Consider the following 18367-nt stretch of genomic DNA (forward strand, 5'->3'; position numbering starts at 1 on the left):
TCCCCTTTCGTCGAACGCTAGTTTGTTAACGCTTACAAGTATTATTTTCGCCCCTAAAGGGGGTGTAAGGAAACTCACTCATCCGACTTAAAGGTATAAAAATCAGAGGTGCTTCACTCGGCTTTGCCGTCCTCCAGCGATTTGCGGTATTCCGTTGGCGTCATGCCCATCCATTTCTTGAACGCCTGGCTGAAATATTTGGAGTTGCCCCCGAAGCCGTAAGAATCGGCTAGCTCAAACACCTTCACATCACCGCTGCGGCGAATCTGCTCGGCCGCCTTCTCGATCCGCAGGCGGCTCAAGTAATGGGAGAAGTTGTCTCCCGTTACCTGCTTGAACACTTTGCCGAGATAGTCGGGATTCATGTACAGCATCTCGTGCGCCACTCCGTTCAGAGTAAGCTCGGCATCCATGTAATGCTGCTCAATGATCGAGAGCATTCTCTCGACGATGGAGGAGCGGCGGCTGATGCTGTTCCTGTAGTAGCCTGAGGTGACGTGAATGGCCGCTTCCTTGACGAAGGTCTTCAGGCTGGACAAGGTATCCAGCCTGACGATCTCGGCCATTTGTGCCGTGAAGCGGTGACGGTCCTCCGGTGAGCAAAGGCGGATTAGTATCGCGTACAGCTCCAGCACGTAGGAACGGGTGACGCCGATTTCCAGGCACAGCTCCGCCAGCTGGCAGAACAGCCGCTCCAGTTCGCGCTCGACCTCGTCGCTGAGGCCCGACTTGATCAGCAGCGCTATCCGCTCCTCGTCCAGCTCGACATCCCCGCTTCCCCGTTCGTCTGCCGGCAGGTCGCTCTGCGTGATAAGACTCCCCTCACCGACGTAAAAGCGGTGGTTCATACATTGAAGCGCCTCACGGTACAGCCTGCGCGCTGCTTCCATCGGTCCGGCTTCGCTGAGCGCCACGGTCAGCTCTACACTGTAGAAGCCAAGGAACGTTCGCTTTACTTCCTCAATGTTCCGCAGCAGGAGGGCCTGATCCCGCGTCTCGCGGACAGCCATCAACAGCCTGCCGTTGAGCGTGGCTCCCAGCAGGACACCTGTCAGCAAGTCCTCGGCAATATTTTTCAGGGCAAATAAATGCTCGTACTCGTGTGAGTCCTCCAACTGGAACAGGAGCAGGCGAACAGGCTGCTCTGCCGATTCAAGACCGAACAGCTCGCGGTAATATTCCAGATCGCTGCGCCCGTACGTCTTATTGGATACGAGTTCGCGCAAAAACTGCTCCTTCACATGGGGCAGCACCTTGCTCAGCCCGTCCTTCATCCGTGCAACGAACCGCTCCCTCTGACGCCGCTCCTCCCGTTCGGACACAAGCTCTGCCAGCGCTTCATAGATTTGCGCCTCGTTGCAGGGCTTCAGCAGGTAATGCTTCACGCCAAACTGCATGGCGCTGCGCGCATATTCGAACTCCTTGTACCCCGTCAGCATGATGAACCGGATATCCGGGAACGACTGCATCGTCTTCTCTACCAGCTCCAGCCCGTTCATCCCAGGCATGGATATATCGCTGATGACGAAATCCGGCTGCTCCTTGGCGATCAGCTCATAGGCCTCGATTCCGTTGCGCGCGGTGCCGATCAGCTCGGTTCCCGCGCTGCTCCAGTCTACGATCTGCTGGATTCCCTCCAATATCATCCGTTCGTCGTCTACGAGCAGCACCTTATACATCCTCGTCCTCTCCTTGTCTGTATGGAATACGGATATGAATCGCCGTCCTGACGTTTGGCTCGCTGTCAATACGGATGCCCCATTCAGAGCCGAAGGTCAGCTTGATGCGTTCCTCGATGTTGGACAGCCCAATGCCTTTGCCCCGGGTCTGGACCCGCCCGCCTCTGAGCTCTGTCAGAAATTCCGGCGCCATCCCCGGGCCGTCGTCCTCTACCCGGATATCCAGCCCGCCGCCGCGTTCGGCCGACTCCTCGACGATGATGCGGATATGACAGGTTTCGATTCTCGGCTCCAGGGCGTAATGAATAGCGTTCTCGAGCAGGGGCTGGAGCGTCATTTTCGGAATCAAAGCGTCCAGGTATTTATCAGGCACCTCCAATTGGAAGTCCAGCCGTTCCTCGAAGCGGATGCGCTGGATCGTTACATAGCTGTGCACGATATCGAGTTCCGATTTCAGGGTGATCAGGCTGGTTCCGTCACTTAGCGAGCTCCGCAAGAGGAAGCCAAGCGCCTCGACCATTTGCGAAATTTGCGTCTGGCGGTTCACTTTGGCCAGCCAATTGATCGAATCCAGCGTGTTGTACAAGAAATGCGGGTTGATTTGCGCTTGGAGCGCTTTTAATTCGCTTTCGCGAATGACGAGCTGCTTCGCATAATTTTGGTTGATGAGTTCACGGATGCGCTGGATCATCATTTTAAATGTGCGCTGCAAATGCTCAACCTCGGTCTGCGACGTTCTCGGCACCTCTCCAAGTGACTGTTCCTCGAGGTTGTCGAGATCGCCCTTCTCAATCTTGCGCATCTTCTTGATCAGCTGCTCAATCGGCCGTGTAATGCTGCGCGACAATTTGACCCCCAGCGCAATGCCGATCAGCAAAATCAGGACGAAGATGATCGTAACAAGGTCTTTGACGAATGATATGTTGCGGAACATGCTGTCATACGGGGTCATATTTAAATAAGTCCAGCCTAAATCCGACGATCTTACCCGCGTGAAAAAATATTTGCTCCCCCCCACGGTCGTTAACCCGTAGGATTCGGAACGTACCAGCTCATCGGCAATTTCCTCCTCCGGGATGAGGGGATGGTCGGGATAGATGATCTTGCTCCCGTCCGTAATGATCAGATGGCTGCTATCCCCGCCGCTCTGCACATAATCCTCCATAATCCGCTCCTTGCGGAAGCGGACGATGAGCGTACCCAGGTCATCCCGCGGGAAGGTCGTCCCGCTGAACGACTTGATCTGCCGCACGGCGTACAGCGATCGGTCGCTGCCAACGTACCACACGTTCGATCCGTCTGCGTCTTCGGCGATCGTCATGAGCTCGGACTGCAGATTCTGCGCTAGGCCTGCCCGATTGCCACCGATCAGAATATGCCGCTCCGGGTCGATGACCATGATGGAATAGACGAACTTCTCGGAACCGGCGATCGCGGTGAGACGATCCATTATTTTTTTGCGCTGAACAGCCTTCTGGTAAGACGTAACGCTCTCCAGCTTCAGGCTGGCCAGGCTGCGCTGCAGCTGCTCGTCGGAGAACACCCGGAACGACAACCCCTCCTGCTCTCTTAGCTGATTCTCAATCCCAAGCGCAGAGCTGTTCAACACCTGGGACGTTCGCTCATACATCTGCCTGTCGTATAGGTCGGTCACATACTTTAGTGCGATCCAATACAAGGAGAAGCTGACGATCATCAGCAGCGTAATCAGTATCAGCATTTTGTGATAGATGCCTGCTTCCTTCATTAGTCCGCGAATTTTCCCTATCAAGAAGGCCACCCCATTTATAGGTCAATCACAGCAAGCGCTTACAAGTTGTGTTATCGATATTTTACATAATTAATGAGCGTGCGGATACCCATCGTAATATCTATTTCATGCTATGAATAACAAATATTGCTCCATGCTGCAAAACAAACGGGGTACCCTCTCATCTAAGCGATGTTGCGGGTACCCCGTGTTACGATGTTTATTCATTTGCAATTTGCGCTGCTGCCAATTTCATTTGTTCAATCCAGCGTTGTCGTGCCTCTGGCAGGATGGGCCGATCATCCTTCTTCAAGTAACGGATCATTAAAAAGCCGTCCGGCGCGGCCAGGCTCAACAGGAGTTCATGCCGGAAGCAGGAATCTGTCGTAAACTGCGCCTCAATGATGGAGTAATCTGCACCAAGCGCGAGTATAACACCGAGCTCCAAAATCTCCTGCTCCAGATAGCCTTCCGTGTGCTCCTTGATCGAAGCGGCGTCCATTTTCTCAAAATAATCGACGGTGAACTGCTCCGACGTTTTGTAGCGGTACCTCTCTGCCTCCGGGTAATAGCCGATCATTTCGCTGTCGTTATACAGCAAATAGGTGGCCGCCTGGAAGCCATCTAAATCGAACTCGTTAATAAAGCGCCGCATTCTCTCGAAAAATTGTGCCCCTGCTGGAACAACCGCCTGCTCTCCCGGTAAAACCTCTCCGTCCTTATTTAAATGCAAGACGCTGTATGGCGAGTATCTCGTAATGTAGGCAGATTTTTTCTCCACGGCTATTTGCACGTAGTAACTGGTAATATTGCTAAGAATCTCGCCGTTCTCATCCGCTTCATTGACGCAAGTGTAGATATGCTTGCGCGTATATGTAAATGTAGCTTCTTCCCCGGTCAGCGTAAGGATTTCCACGTTCAGAATTTCAGATTGAATGTTGTATATCTGAAAGTTCATCATCAGCTGAAATTGGTTAAGGAACGATATTTGCCGCTTGTCCGGATGGAACATTGCCGTGAGCTTGTCTATATTTTTGGCTGTGTAGGCTTGCTCTAGCGCTTTTACGGTTTCCTGCACCTTTTGTTCCGTGATTCTAGCTTTCTTGCCGAAAAAAAACATGCCCATCACCTTCCATCATTCGAATCATTAGTAATATCGGATGTTCCAACGATATTGTTTAGTTGGTTGGTGGATCCATTGGTCTGGTTCTGGATGCAGCAGCTGCAAGCACTATGCTAACGGACAGAAGAGCCGCTATTTACTCATTTTCCCCCGATTTTGAATTCTATCGGACCCAGAGGACTTTATTTGCCCCTACCATCCCTATTTTCACCCGCATTTGGTTGAATAGCGGAACTACGGTCCGTTAGCTCTGCAATATTGTGTTTTTTTCGCTAATAGCGGAACTACGGTCCGTTAAGGATACTGCGAGAGCCTTAGGCGGCTTGAGTGGCTTGAGTGGCTTGGGAGACTTGGGAGGCTTGAGCACTCAGCATCCTAGGCAGTTTGGCAACTTGATCAACTGGCGTATTGGTGTTTTGGCAGTTTGGCAACTTGATCGGTAGGCGGCTTGGCAGTTTGGCAACTTGATCGGTAGGCGGCTTGGCGACTTCCCCCATCCCACTACCTTTAACGCAGGCACTAAAAAACAAGGCCATCCCCAATCAATTCCAATCCTAATCTTTGGGGACAGCCTTGTTTATAAGATACTAATCAAGTGCCTGATCATGCCAAGCCTATGGTCATTACGCGTGTTGAAGAGCCAGTCTGGAAGCAGCTTCGGCTACGCGGCGCAAGCCGTCTTCGATGATCTCGTTCGCTTTGGCCGGCATTGCGTTATGCCCTTCGATGACGACTTCATCGATGATTTGCATGCCGAACACGCCGCCGAATACGCTGCGCATATAATTCACGGCCATTTCCATTGGCGCTGTTTCTGGCGTCGAGTAGATGCCGCCGCGCGCGCTCAGGAAGATTGCCTTCTTGTCCGTCATCAACGAAACCAGTTGGCCTTCCTCATTATATTTAAATGCAAATCCCGCAGCATAGACGTAATCGATGAAGGTTTGCAATTTCGCCGGAATGGTCAGGTTCCACAGCGGGAACGCGAATACAACGACGTCTGCAGCACTTAATGCGTCCATTGCTTTTTGTTTAGCTGCCAAAAGACGGCTCTCAACATCCGTCAATTCGCCGCCGTTTTGCATTTTGCCGAAGGCATTGAACAGATCCTGGCCGAAGTAAGGCGTATCCTCTTCGAATACGTCATACGTAGTTACGTTCAGGTTCTCTTGGCCTTTGACTGCCTCCATAAACGTTTCATACATTCTACTGGACACGCCCTCAGAAGCAGGACGGTTATTGGCTTTAACAACTAGTACATTCATGTAAGATTCCTCCACTTTTTCTCTACATATTTAGGTATGATTGATAGCCCACTCTATTTTATCAGATGTTTCCGGCAGATGTCATATTTTTAGGCTGCATGCAGCAGATAAACGGCATACCTTCCTCTATTTAACATCTATCGCTTATACGACATATTCAATGAATTATAGAAAAATCGTGAAATGAGGGTTTACTATGACCGTTACATCATTCATCGTAAGGAATTTCCACTAGCCCTGCAAAATTAACGCAGCATCTGATTCTCATACATCCATTTCAATACCGTATAAGACCAGCTGTTCTGGTTAAGCCTAGAGGTTAGAATACGGGGATTGCCCGTGACCGAGTACACCATACAACTTGAAAGGATGTTGGCGATGGATCGCTTGAAGGACAAAATCGCAATCATTACCGGCGGGGCGTCAGGCATGGGAGCTGCCATGGCTAAGCTGTTCGCAGACGAAGGCGCAACTGTCATTGCCGCCGATATCAATGAGGATAATCTGGCCAAGATCGCCGAAACCAATCACGTCGAGGGCATGAAGCTGGATGTATCTTCCGAACAAAATTGGGCTGAACTGACGAAGGCGGTTATGGATAAGTATGGCCGCATCGATATTCTGATCAATAATGCAGGGATTTCCTCTGAAAAAACACCCGACCAAATTACCGAAGCCGACTGGAGTTTAATGCACAAAATCAACTCTTTCGGCCCATTCCTGGGTATTAAGCATGCTGCGAAATATATGAAGGAAGCGCGCAAAGGCTCGATCGTCAACACTTCTTCCTATACGGCAATTATTGGCTCCGGCTTTAACCATTATTCTGCGTCCAAAGGCTCTTTGCGCGCTATTGCACGTGCGGCCGCGGCGGACCTGGGCCAATTCAATATCCGCGTAAATACGGTATTTCCCGGCGTAATCGAAACACCGATGACGGCAAAGCTGACGGAGTACAAAGAAGCGATGGATATGCTCGTTCGCGCGACGCCCATGCAGCGTCTGGGACAACCCGAGGAAGTGGCCAATGCCATTTTGTTCCTGGCTTCGGACGAAGCATCCTATATTACGGGCGGCGAGCTCGTGATCGACGGCGGATACTCCGCCCGGTAATAGCCCGCTTCAAGCATTTCGTTTATTCTACTATAAAAAATAGCCGAGCCCCCGCAGGAACGTATCCTGAGCGGTGCCCGGCTATTTTTATTATCAATCATCCAGCTCGACGCTTTGGATGTTTCCGTCCGCATCGACCGTCCACTCGATTTCAACGCCTTTATTCAGTCCCAGGTTGTCATCGTCTTCAATCGTCATATTGTCCGGGATGGTTATCGTTCGCTGCCCGCCATGTTCCAGCTGCACGGTAACCTTCCTCCCGCTGACCTCCTGGATTATGCCCTCGTATTCCAGATTCAGCAGAACCAGCCCGCCGCTGGGATCGGTAATCATAATGCGTTTGCCTCCATCGGTAAGCAGCTCGACTTTTTTATGATAATTATTTTTGAGCGAAATATCTTTGAGCACTTTCTGGACCTTTACCCCAGAAGGCAGGCCCTCCGTCTCCGATACGGCTTTCTTTTGCTGCTCAGGCTGCCCGCCTGTATTATTCTGGTTCGCTGCTGCAGTTCCTTTATCAGGTGCTGGCGTGTTTCCCTGGGCCCCTGTTTGCGCTTTGCCCGCGCAGCCGCTTAGCAAAATGCACGCACTCATTGCCAGCAGAAGCGTTGTGGCCTTAAGCCCGCGCCTCATATTGATTTTATAATTTGTCATTGTGTACCTCCAGTTGTTTGACTTACAAATCCATTCGCTGTTATATAATATCCTTAATTTTCTATTATAACAAATTAATAAATAATTATTCGAGTTTTTTAGACAATTTTCGACTATTAGTGAGCAGCTTTAAGGTAAAGTAAGCGACAGAATTTTCTTGCCTTGCATGAAAAAGGACGTGCCCCCGGCACGCCTTTTTTGTTGCGGTTTTCCACTTTTCGTGTTAGTGACAGGTTCCCCTCAGAACCTACGGGCTAAATCATTATGGCTGGAAGCGCTGCGTATCCTTTTTAAGCTGGCTCCATGTATAGCGAAGCAGCCAGGCATCCCAATCCGTAATTGTCGTTGAGTTCCCCGCCCACATAATAGTCGGCAGCGGAAACCCTCCAGGCGGGCGATCCTGGGCTCCATAGAAATCAGGCAGTCCGAATCCATGGCCGATCTCATGCTCCATAATATGGACTTCATAGTTGTTCACCGTGCTTAAAATATACTCATCCGACATGCGCTGGCCCCAATCGCCTCCAGCACCACCGCCAAAATTGGCCGTCGCCCATAAATACATGTCAAACCGCTTGTCCAATCCTCCAGGATAGACATAGTTCCGATCGTTGAAATGCTCGAATCGGGACAGCGCGCTTGGAGCGACAGGCAGTGCCGATGGAATCCGCGGATCGGTTCTGCTAAGCTCATCTACAATCGTTTGCGTGTACACGATTTCATTTGGCTGTTTGTTTAAAATTTGCGCGGGATTCGCAACGGCCCAGCCCACAACTTTGACCGGGATATCCCCGTAAGGCCATCCGTCATATCCCTTGAGATGTTTGGTCCAGTTATTCAACTGGCGCCCCAGCATTCGCTCGATATCCTGACGCTGCTGCAGCGTCAGATTTTTGGGCGACTGCCAGCGGACCACATAATTGATCGTTCCCTTACCGGCAAAGATTTGGTCAAAAATGAGATTTTTGCGGCCTACAGAATTCTCCTTCAGCATTCGGTTATTATAGACCAATTCAATAGAAGGCCTTAGTGCCTCTGGCATGTCGGTCAGCGAGGCAGCAATAGCCGCCTGGCTGACCGCATTTGCCTGGCGCTGAGGCGTCTTGGCCAGTGCAGCAGCTGTTCCAGTTAAAGAAACGGTTAATGCGGCAGACAGAAAACCTAACATCCATTTACGCCGTATAGACATATAGACTCTTCCTTTCTTATATTTATTTTTCAAGAGATATATCAGCTATTAATTCTATATTTTACATATATAACAATATATTGGTAGGTACTAATTACCTTTTTATATAAACAAAAAAGCTCCCCACATGGTAGACAACTGAAAATCTATTCCATGTGGAGAGCTATATAGTTACTTCGGTGCATGTACCTTGCCTACTAGATCGTGGTTGAACGACGCTCGGGAGGCTGTACACTCATACGTTTGCCCGCTCTTAGCGATAGCCCAAAGCAAAGCAGCAGAACGATGCATGCGAGAGTATACGGATAGTTGATATCTATATCGAACAAATATCCTGCGAGGATCGGCCCTGCAATATTGCCGAGACTCGTATATGCCGAATTAAGCCCTGCGACGTAGCCTTGCCGGTCCGCAGCCAGCTTCGACATTTGGGTGCCGATAGCTGGACGCAAAATATCAATCGCCAGAAAAACGATAAAGGTAACGGCAAAAATCATCCAAAACTTGTGCACAAAAAGCGTCATAAGAATGAAAATACCCGCAAACAGAAGACATACCGAGATGACATTTTTCTCGCCAAACCGGTTCAAAATCCAACTGAAGGCCGTAGCTTGAACTACAGCGCCAGCGATGGAGCCGAATGTAATGATAAAGGCAATATCCCCGGGTTCGAACCCGAATTTATGATCGACAAACAGTCCAAAGACCGTTTCGAAATTGGCCAGCCCAAAAGACATGACAAAAACGATGATCAAGCTTAAGAAAAAGGGCTCCCGGTAAGAATGAAGCAATTGAGTTAAAAAGCTGCTCTCTTTATCCGATGATGCAGGGGATTCGGAAGACGCCTTTTGCATAGTTAGAGACTCCCGAAGGACAAACATAGAAATACAGCCTGCTATAAGCCCCGCAACTCCTGCGGCATAAAACGGGACGCGGATCCCGAACTCGGCGATATACCCTCCGATTCCAGGCCCGATAATAAATCCTGTCGTAATGGCCGCATTAATGTAGCCCATCCCTGCTGCACGCTCATCCTGTGTCGTAATGTCTGCGACGTAAGCCATCACGGCCGGCATAATCATCGCGGCGCTAATGCCGCCAAGCATCCTTGAAATATACAGCAGCACGGGAGCGCTCGCCAATCCGAACAGCGCCTCGGAAAAAGCAAATACGATCATGCCGATGACAATCATCCGCTTTCTTCCGTAAGAGTCGGCCAAACGGCCTGCCAGAGGCGAAAATAGAAACTGTGTCAGTGAGAAGGTGGCCACCAGCAGGCCGACCGTACTTCCGCTAATCCCCAAACTATTCATAAATTTAGGCATGATCGGGATGATCAGCCCAATTCCCATAAAAACTAGAAAAATATTCAACATCAGGATCAGTACCGCACCCCGATTTTTCAACATTAACCCCATACAGAATTCCTCCAACGTTGTATGCAAACATACTGAATATTCATTCAAAATGATGAAAAAAGAAAAACGTCTGTCGACGTAATTTTAAACCTGAACTATTTAGAGGGCTTGGCGATTCCATGCAGAAACACATCCATAGCCAATTGGTAAGCCTCAAGCGTCTCCTGCCGGTCCATATTTCGCGCATGCTGGCTTAAGCCAAGCAGCAGACTGTCCAGAATGATGGCTAACCCCTCTACATTTGTATTTTTAAATTCGCCGTTATCGATCCCTTTCTGCAGCAATTGCTGATTAAATATGAGATAGCCTTTGACAATTTCATTAATCCGCTCTTCCACGTCCGAAGCTTTCTCCGAATTGTTGTAAAATTCATCAGCGGCCCTGGTCAGTGGATGGTTTAATTGATCGAGCGCTAAATGCTCAGCCATGCCGTGCAATTTATCGATCGTGGTTAGGTAGAGCGGCTCCTTCGCTAGCCATGTCTCCTCCCATTCGAGGTTCCATTCATCTATCAAATATAGAAACAAGCCTTCCTTGTTCTTGAAATGATAATAAATGTTGCCCGCACTGCAGCCGGTAGCCTTCACAATATCTTCGATCGATGTAGCCTTGTACCCCTTCTGTACGAACAAAGCTCTAGCGGCATCGGCCATCTTCTTCTTGGTTTGCTCGCTTTGCCGCTTCTTTTTATTCATTCCTGAATCACCGCTTTCAGAATACTGAACAATTATTCAGTATTATAATCGAATAAGGCCAGCTTAGGCAACCCCTTTTTAAATCGTGCCGAGCACCAAATCATCCATGGGAAATGATGTCATAAAAATATAACAAAAAAAGGTACAGCCACCCAACCGCTTAAGGGACTGTACCTTTTCTATAATTGCTTTATATCGGCGTTCCTTGACAGTTTAGTCTACTTCAACCAGCACGATATTGTCTAAAATGACCTCCGTATTGGAACCCAAACCCTCAAGCTCGCCCACATTCATATCGATTCTGGCATGATCCTCTGTCGTATCCTTCATTGTAAATGTAAATGTGTATCTTTGCATATCCGTGGTCAGTGACAAATCCGTTCCGAAATAGCTGACATGCCATGGATCTTCGCTTAGCTTTTTTCCAAGACCGATATTTATTTTTCTCGGAACGCTCGCACGGGCATTCAAAGAAATCTGATAGGTTTTACCTTCTTCGAGCCGGATTCCCTCCTGGCTGATTTGCGGATTCCAATTTTGGCTTCCTGCCGAACCGATTTGAATCACCATCTCTCCGCCACTCTGGGTTAAGCTTCCGGAAGAATGCCCGTTCCACTCGTCTCCCCAATAGGCCGACCAATGATCCGTTCCTTCGCCGAACAGTCCGTTCTGAATCAGACTGCTGCTAAGCCGAATGTTATCCAGGAAAATAACCCCCGCCTTATCGTATACATTCCCTCCAATCGTTAGCTGGCCTAAATCAAATTCCAGCTTGGCATTGGTTTCCGTCGGATGGTTCATCACGAAGGAAAATTGCTGCTGCTGCTTCACCTGAGTTAGCCAAATCGTAGGCTTGTTGCCATCAAGGAAATCCGTATACGCATAGTTATTGCTGGGATCCACAACGCCTACACCCAATTGAATTGGCCGATCTACCGTGGAATAGACATCAAAGGTTACCGAGTAGATTCTCCCCTGCTCCAACGTGAGGCCCTCTTGATAGACCTGCTGGTTCCAATTTTCGGGCATTATTTCAGGAAGTTGAATTTGCATGACACCATCTTTCGCGCTAATAGAGAGCTTATCGGACTTGTTATCCGACTGATAGGTCTGCCACTCACTGGCATCGGCATCAAATGTCCCGTTGCGAATTAGATTTCCGGTAAAGCTCCGCTGGTTGACATCCGTCAGCGTAAAATAGTCAATATTCACATGAGGAGCATAGATTTGCAAGGTCTGGATTCCTTCATTCAGCTGAATGGTCTGCTCCATCAGTTTGAAGATTCCCCAATCTCCCGTATTCGCTACGTTCCACGTATATTTGAAATCGGCATCCGTCTCCTGGATCTCGCCTACGGGCAATGTATGCGTATATACGCTGCCCTGCTTGGCCAGCAAGGTCAATGATCCGCCGCCTTCATATCCCGACGCAACGTAGTAAGCAATCCTGTATTCGCCAGCCTTCTTGACATCAATGATGTACTGCATCCAGTCGCCCGGGTCGATCCAGCCAACGCTTAATCCGTCTTCTCCCTTTTGCACGCCTTTCATATCAGAATAATTCTCCGCTTCAATCCGCTTCGAACCGTCGACCACCACAGGCGGACTCATTTCCTTCAAACTCACATTATCCAGCTCTAGGCGATGCGTCAGAGCACCCAACCCGAATTCAAGCTTGCTTGAACTGTGCACCGGACCCATTGTAAAAATCCATGAATAAGTTTGCGGTTCTGTTCCTATGGCAAACACTTGCTCTCCATAAAGATTTGGCTTATCTTCACTGCCTATCCGTGCCGAAATGGTTACGTTATTTTCCGCTCTAGCGCTAAATGACAGAATGTACATTTTTCCTTCTATGAGGTTTAGCCGATCCTGACTAAGAACAAGCTCATCAGGCTGTCCGGCAGTTCTTGGCTTCACGTACAACTTGCGGTCATTTATCGCGCTTCCGACATAATAATTCGCATCCGCGCTGCCCGGTCCATCGATCTTCCAAAAACCGAGGCGATCCTTGCCTTGATCAAAAGTGCCATTATAAATCAAGTTGCCGCTCGGTAAAGCACTACGAGGAATATTCGGATCAGGATCAGCAATTTTAATTAGACGCACCTCATCAATCCATACCGGCAGCGTGCCTGCGTCTCCCATATTGAATTCTAGTCTGGCATTGGAGTCCGTATCCGAATTCATGGTAAAGGTATAGGTGTAGTTTTGCCGTTCCGCGGTAAGTGCAACCGTTTTGTCATCCATATATCGGGTGTAGCTCCGGTCAGGACCCGACAATGACGCTATCATCGTTCTGTCTCCAGACGACCAAGCATCAAAGGACAGCTGGTAGGTGGATCCTTTAATCAATGGCAAACCGGCTTGAATCAGCTGGATGGCGTAATTGACGTCCCCTTCCTGATCTATGGTTGTTTTCACTGCTCCTTGATCCACCGCCACAGACCCTCTACCGCCGAACAGATCAGCAGGTGGGGCGAACGGTTGAAACACCCAATGGTTCAACTCATCTTCAAACGTTCCGTTCTCCACATAATTCCCATCTTCTCCTGGCTCTCTTATGACTACGTTCTTGGCTGCAGGCATAACTGGCTGGCGATAAGCCTGACCATCCCTTTCATAGACACGGACATAGTCTACGAGCATCTTTTGCGGAAATTCCGTAGTGGAGTCCGGATTCCCTGGCCAATCGCCGCCAACAGCCAGATTCAACTGCAGGAAAAAGTCCCTGTCAAAAGGTGCGGGATAGGTGTATTCTCCACCTTCCTCCTGATTTTGGCTGAACCAATTGTTCTGCTTGGAATACAACACCCCGTCCACGTAAAAACGGAACTCTCCGGGCTCCCATTCTACCGCAAAGGTATGAAAATCGTCGGTAAACGTGGCACCTTCAGGCAGAGTGTAGCTGCCCTGCGATTGCTCATGAGGCAGTCCATAGTGAAGGGTGCCATATATTTTATTCGGTTCATGGCCCAGAAGCTCCATGATATCGATTTCTCCGCTAGCCGGCCATCCGGAATACAAATTCTGATCCGTAGGCATCATCCAGATCGCCGGCCATATTCCCTTGCCTTGCGGCATTTGGGCACGAATCTCAAATTTGCCGTAAGTCCAATCTCCCTTGCCTTCGGTCGTCAGCTTCGCGGAAGTGTATGCATTGCCTTGATAATCTTCCTTATGGGCTTCAATAACCAAATTCCCGTTCTCAATGCGAGCGTTCTTTGCGCGATCAGTATAGTTTTGAAGCTCATTATTCCCGTAACCGCCACCGCCTCGAACATGGTTCCATTTGCTGGTGTCGACATCGGTTCCTTCGAATTCATCATTCCACACCATATTCCATGCTTCAGGCTTAATATTTGCTTCCGTCAAGACAATCTGCCGGAAACGGACAATCTTTCCGTTCTGATCAACTTCATAAACTCCAAGGTACTTGTTAATGCGTGAGTCAACACCGGAGATATCGGTTCCTGATTCATAGGGATCTATCAATAAACTGCTCTCATGCAATGATTCCCCGGCCTGCACAGAGGAAATCTCTTTGTTGGATACCAGGACAGCCAGTCGGTTCCCTGCAGAGACTGTGGCAGTTACCTTTGCTGTACCAGGTAAGCTTCCTTGGGCAATCACAGGTGACCAGGAGTCAGGCGGACGGGATCCCGGATCGCTGCCCTTGCCAGGGCTGCTATTCCCCGGAGATGGAGTCAACCCGCCAGTTTCTTTCCCCGTGTTCCCTGCCGGAACGCCCTTCTCGTCAGCAGGTATCAACGCTTCCCTCTCAGACGGCCAACTGTACTCCTTCCCTTGCTCCAGCTGTTTGCCGTTTACCATTATTCCTGCCGCTTCAGATTTTACGCGGGAGATTTCACCTTTTCCACTCACTACTGTTCCGCTAGAGCCTTTCTGAAGCATCAATTGCTGAATCGCAGCTCCTTCATCTACGTGAAGCACAGCCGGACTGCGCAATATCAGCTGTTGAATTACGGATTCACCTTCCATAATTACGCGGATAGGATGATCCAGATTATACAGCACCACCTTTGCTAATCCCGTGTTTTTGATATGGATGCTGTTTTGCCCCCCGCCGTTTATGAAGGTTACGCCGGCGACTTTCGAATTTTCTATCGTAACATCCCCATTGCCGATCCCCTGGGTTAGATACAGATTTCCTGTAATCTCTTTGTTTCGGAGCATCACATCTTTCGAATTGACTACAGCATTTGCCAGGACCTCCTTCCGTTCATCGGTGACAGCCTTGTTGTACAGTGTCCCGGCAAGCCGATCCAGCATGACAATCGCCTCACCGCGGGTAACCCATCGATCGGGCCGGAAGGAACCGTCCGGATATCCTTGGATGGCCCCCGCCATAACCAGTTCTTTTACAGCAGACAAGGAATAAGGGCGAATTTCTGATTTGTCCGAAAAAATTCCCGTCACATCCGTGCCCATTCCCCGTTCGATTTCAAAAAGCTGAAATGCTCTGGACATCATCACAGCTGCTTCAGTTCTCGTAATCGAGTTGTTAGGTTTAAACGTTCCGTCTTCGTACCCCTTAATAAATCCGGCATGAGCAGCTGCTTCCAGGGAAGAAGCATACCAAGCGTCCGCCGGCACATCCTTAAATGCAGGCTGGTCCGTTCCGCTAATACCGAACACCCGCTGCAGCAGCTTACTGAACTCAGCTCTGGACATAGGCTGATCCGGATGGAGCTTCCCATCGGGATACCCCGACAAAACTCCCACAGAGGTCCACTTCCCGAGCATAGATTCGGCCCAATGACCCTTTATGTCATTTTCCTTTGAATCCTCTTTCATCGGACTGGCATAACCCGCAGTCATGAAACTGCTGAACAACATACACAGGACTAGACCTTGTGCAATGAACCGTTTCACCGTACACTCACTCTCCCTTATCGCAATGTAAGTACATTATAAAAGGGATGTTGCCACCGGCCATATAACTACTTCTTAGCTTTTCTAGCGATCCGTTAACTAGTTTGATCGGCAAGGCGGAACCAGCATTCAATGTCAATTCGTTCCATGATACAATGATTTTCGGAGGGATAAAATATGAAAAAAATATGGTTCGTACCAGTAATACTCCTCATTCTGATAGCGATGTACGAACTCTATCAACACGGCCAGTGGACGCAGTCCAACGCACCATCTGAGAGCCGAAACCAACCGGAAACATTGACAACCGTATTTAGTTTGCGGCCGTCCCTTAGCTTCAAGAATGGCGAAAACATTGAAGATAACATTCATACTCGATCGGTGCGCGAGAAATTAGGCATTGATCTTCAATATTTATGGACAACCCCAGACAGTACATTCTCAACCAAATTAAAGCTGCATCTGCTGAATAAACAAGAGATGCCCGATATTGTTCCGGTTAGAACCGATGTAGTTCATCAGATGATTGATTCCGGCCAATTTATGGCCGTAGATGATTTGTTCGAGCAATACGCGTCTCCCGTCTGGAAAAAGGCGATGAATGAGAACCCTTCCGTCTGGTATCCTTACGAACGGCAAGGAGAGCATTATGCCATCCCGATTCTGGATTATGACTATAATTCCGATCCCATGATGTGGATTCGGGAGGATTGGCTTGAAAAGGTCGGATTGTCTCCTCCTACCACTCTGCCGGAGCTGGAAAAGGTGCTTGAGGCATTTACTCACCAAGATCCCGACGGCAACGGGAAGGATGACACCTACGGCCTGGCCGTTAGTCTGGGCAACACCATCAGCACTTGGATGGCTGACATCAGCTGGGTATTCGGCATGTACGGCTGCCTGCCGGAACAATGGAATTTCTGCGAAGCTCAGAATCAGTTGGAGTTCGGGTCGATCCAAACTTCAGCCAAGCAAGGTTTGATCAAACTTAGAGAATGGAGAGAGGCGGGGTACTTTCCGAATGAAGCGTTATGGCAGGATGAAGAGTCGGCCGCCCGATTATTTTCCCAAGAAAAAGCAGGCATCGTTATCGGCCCCCATTGGATGCGGTTCTGGCCGCTTAACGTACTCACGGAAAAGAATCCCCAAGCTAAATTCATCGCCATTCCCCTGCCAAAAGGGCCTGACGGTAAATCGTATCATCGCGCTTCCCAACCTAGAAACGGAGCTGTACTCATCAACAAAAACATCAGGAATCCACAAGCCTTTTTCCGTTATATGAACGACCTATACGAAACACAAGGATTAGGCGAAGGAGAATTCGCGTACGGTATGGCAAAAGACTATGACTATACGATGGTAAATGGCAAGTATTCCATGGATCGAAGCCTCATCCCCGGCGGTTATGTCGATGTCACGGCCTATACCCTTACCTATGACGGCGCACGAATTCCGTCCCATTGGACAAGAATGGTGTCCGACACCGAGAAACCCGTTCTCGCCCAATTATTTTCCAGCCGGTTACCCAATGAATATCAAGGCCCGCCGACACCAACCATGCTGGAGAAAGGCGACCAGCTTCAACAAACACAGCATGAGACGTTTTTACAAATCATTTACGGTAAAAAAAATATAGACTACTTCGATGATTTTGTGGCGAATTGGAAGGCAAACGGCGGAGAACAAATGACCAGAGAAGTGAACCAATGGTATCAGTCCATTCATGGAACAAGTAAATAATACAATAGCTATGTTGAAAGATTGCTCTTTAATCCCCGTCGATTGTCCATCTAGAATGAAATAAGATTAAACGACAGGATGGATGATCAGATGAAAAAGAAAGTTATTGTTTTTACGGTTTTAATCGCCTTATTAACTGCAGGTTGTTCAGACAAAAACGGCGATACCCAAGAGTTAAAACAAGAAAACACTTGGGTTCAAACATTTGCAAGGCATGACCCGGCCAAGTGGGAGATGTCTAACGGATACTCCAATGGAGACCCTTTTGACTGTGTATGGTCCGCTGACAATATCCATTTTAACGGTTCAACAATGGAACTGATGCTTACAAAGAATGATACTGGAAATATACAGGGCTCGGAGTACAAAACCTTGGATACGTATCATTACGGAAAATATGAAGTTCGTATGAAGGCGGCCAAAAACACAGGAATTGTATCCTCTTTTTTCGTATACACAGGCCCCCCCTTCGGAACGCCTTGGGACGAAATTGACATCGAATTCCTTGGCAAGGATACGACCAAAGTCCAATTGAACTATTACACCGACGGGGTCGGCAACCATGAGAAACTGATTGATCTTGGTTATGATGCCTCTGAGGAATTCCATGATTACGCCTTTGAATGGACAAAGGATGAAATCAATTGGTACATTGACGGAATGCTGGTACATACGGCAACGGATAACATTCCCGTTACCCCTGCCAAAATCATGATGAACCTCTGGAACGGCACCGGTGTTGACTCATGGCTGGGCCCCTACGACGGTGCGTCCCCAATTACGGCGGAGTATGAATGGATGAAATACACACCTTATACGGAAGAATAGAGTCAAACCACGATATG

At 49.0% G+C, this 18367-nt stretch carries 12 protein-coding genes; 3 read left to right on the forward strand and 9 right to left on the reverse strand.

The window, feature by feature from the left end:
- Positions 1-113: 113 nt before the first annotated feature.
- The 4 genes from GNP95_RS17100 to GNP95_RS17115 all read right to left on the reverse strand — a co-directional run bounded on the left by GNP95_RS17100 (position 114) and on the right by GNP95_RS17115 (position 5817).
- Positions 114-1679, reverse strand: coding sequence for a response regulator (locus tag GNP95_RS17100; protein ID WP_155612076.1), 1566 nt, complete (start codon positions 1677-1679; stop codon positions 114-116).
- Complete coding sequence (locus GNP95_RS17105; RefSeq protein WP_196427228.1) at positions 1672-3399, reverse strand: sensor histidine kinase; 1728 nt, start codon at positions 3397-3399, stop codon at positions 1672-1674. Before GNP95_RS17105 ends, GNP95_RS17100 begins: the two co-directional genes overlap by 8 nt.
- A 250-nt stretch (positions 3400-3649) precedes the next feature.
- Positions 3650-4555, reverse strand: coding sequence for a hypothetical protein (locus tag GNP95_RS17110; RefSeq protein ID WP_155612077.1), 906 nt, complete (start codon positions 4553-4555; stop codon positions 3650-3652).
- Positions 4556-5175: 620 nt separating this feature from the next.
- Positions 5176-5817: an FMN-dependent NADH-azoreductase gene (locus GNP95_RS17115; protein WP_155612078.1), complete on the reverse strand. Its 642-nt coding sequence runs from the start codon at positions 5815-5817 to the stop codon at positions 5176-5178.
- A gap of 378 nt (positions 5818-6195) precedes the next feature.
- Between GNP95_RS17115 and GNP95_RS17120 the strand changes: the two genes are divergently transcribed.
- Positions 6196-6930 carry an SDR family NAD(P)-dependent oxidoreductase gene (locus tag GNP95_RS17120; RefSeq protein ID WP_155612079.1) on the forward strand — a complete coding sequence of 245 codons (735 nt, stop codon included), beginning with the start codon at positions 6196-6198 and terminating at the stop codon, positions 6928-6930.
- A 93-nt stretch (positions 6931-7023) separates the two neighbouring features.
- On the opposite strand, the gene GNP95_RS17125 is transcribed toward GNP95_RS17120, so the two are convergent.
- The 5 genes from GNP95_RS17125 to GNP95_RS17145 form a co-directional block, all read right to left on the reverse strand.
- The gene (locus GNP95_RS17125; protein WP_155612080.1) at positions 7024-7584 is read right to left on the reverse strand and encodes a hypothetical protein; all 561 of its coding nucleotides are present in this window, start codon (positions 7582-7584) and stop codon (positions 7024-7026) included.
- Positions 7585-7846: 262 nt separating this feature from the next.
- Positions 7847-8773 carry a dockerin gene (locus GNP95_RS17130; protein WP_230873878.1) on the reverse strand — a complete coding sequence of 309 codons (927 nt, stop codon included), beginning with the start codon at positions 8771-8773 and terminating at the stop codon, positions 7847-7849.
- A gap of 197 nt (positions 8774-8970) precedes the next feature.
- On the reverse strand, positions 8971-10191 hold the full coding sequence (locus GNP95_RS17135) for an MFS transporter (RefSeq protein WP_155612081.1): 1221 nt from the start codon (positions 10189-10191) through the stop codon (positions 8971-8973).
- 95 nt (positions 10192-10286) lie between these two features.
- The gene (locus tag GNP95_RS17140; RefSeq protein ID WP_155612082.1) at positions 10287-10886 is read right to left on the reverse strand and encodes a TetR/AcrR family transcriptional regulator; all 600 of its coding nucleotides are present in this window, start codon (positions 10884-10886) and stop codon (positions 10287-10289) included.
- Between the two features lie 213 nt (positions 10887-11099).
- Positions 11100-15746, reverse strand: a complete 4647-nt coding sequence (locus tag GNP95_RS17145; RefSeq protein ID WP_196427218.1) for a carbohydrate binding domain-containing protein — start codon at positions 15744-15746, stop codon at positions 11100-11102.
- 213 nt (positions 15747-15959) lie between these two features.
- On the opposite strand from GNP95_RS17145, the gene GNP95_RS17150 reads away from it, so the two are divergent.
- Together GNP95_RS17150 and bglS are read left to right on the forward strand one after the other, a co-directional pair.
- Positions 15960-17522: an extracellular solute-binding protein gene (locus GNP95_RS17150; RefSeq protein ID WP_155612084.1), complete on the forward strand. Its 1563-nt coding sequence runs from the start codon at positions 15960-15962 to the stop codon at positions 17520-17522.
- A 90-nt stretch (positions 17523-17612) separates the two neighbouring features.
- On the forward strand, positions 17613-18350 hold the full coding sequence (gene bglS, locus GNP95_RS17155; RefSeq protein WP_155612085.1) for a beta-glucanase: 738 nt from the start codon (positions 17613-17615) through the stop codon (positions 18348-18350).
- The last annotated feature ends 17 nt before the right edge of the window (positions 18351-18367 follow it).

Source organism: Paenibacillus woosongensis (assembly GCF_009725165.1).
In the GTDB taxonomy this organism is placed as follows: domain Bacteria; phylum Bacillota; class Bacilli; order Paenibacillales; family Paenibacillaceae; genus Fontibacillus; species Fontibacillus woosongensis.